We start from the raw sequence: 901 nt of genomic DNA on the forward strand, positions 1-901 counted from the left end.
CGAGGCCGCCGGACGCGCCGGCCAGAAGGATCCGCATACCCCCATCTTCGTCCAGAACGCCGCCGACGGATGCGCGGGGCGGCCGACGTCACCGGCTGTGGGACGGACCGGCGAGGAAATTTGCGGGACCCGCCATACGGCGCGGAGTACGCAGGTCAACGGGCCTCCCAGCGGCCGAAAAAGGCTACCGCGCGCATTCAGTGATTGCCGCGTTTCCGCAGGTCGGAGCAAACGTGAACGCGGTGTTCGCGATTGCTTCCCGCATCGATATGGCTGACCATGAGCCATCCGGGAGCACCCCCGAAAGGCGGGGTCGGCTCACCGTGCCCACCGTCGGGCGATCCCTGAGGAGGAACCATGCCGATCCTGGTGAGCGGAGCGACCGGGACCGTCGGAGGCAGCCTGGTCCGGCAACTGGTGGCCGCCGGCCACGACGTACGCGCACTGACCCGCGACCCGGCGTCACCGGCGGCCGCCGCGCTGCCCAGCGGGGTGGAGGTGGTGGCCGGCGACTTCGCCAGGCCCGACACGCTGGCACCGGCGCTGCGCGGCGTGACGCGCATGCACCTGGTCGCGATGGATGGGTACGGGCCGCTGACCACCGGCGCGGAGATCCTGGAGCTGGCCCGGAAGGCTGGCGTCCGTCGGGTCACCCACCTCGGGCACAACGATCCGAGCCGGGCCGACGACGACCCGCTGGAGGCACCGCACCGGCCGCTGCACCGGGCGGTCGAGACCTCGGGTCTGGAGTGGACGCACGTGTTTCCCGGCGAGTTCATGGCGAACACCAGGGAGTGGGCACACACCATCCGGGCCGAGGGGGTGGTTCGGGCGCCCTTCGGTGACTGGAACAGCGCCCTGGTCCACGTGGCGGACATCGCCGCGGTCATCATGGCCGCGC

The 901-nt window shown here is 71.4% G+C and carries 1 protein-coding gene; it reads left to right on the forward strand.

Features of this window, described 5'->3' with window-relative positions; translation table 11 throughout:
* Nucleotides 1-357: 357 nt before the first annotated feature.
* Nucleotides 358-901 (forward strand): SDR family oxidoreductase (locus KBX53_RS34380; protein WP_210863968.1); only part of this gene is annotated, 544 nt, incomplete at its 3' end.

The organism is Micromonospora sp. M51, from assembly GCF_018070305.1.
GTDB classification, from domain to species: Bacteria; Actinomycetota; Actinomycetes; order Mycobacteriales; family Micromonosporaceae; genus Micromonospora; species Micromonospora parva.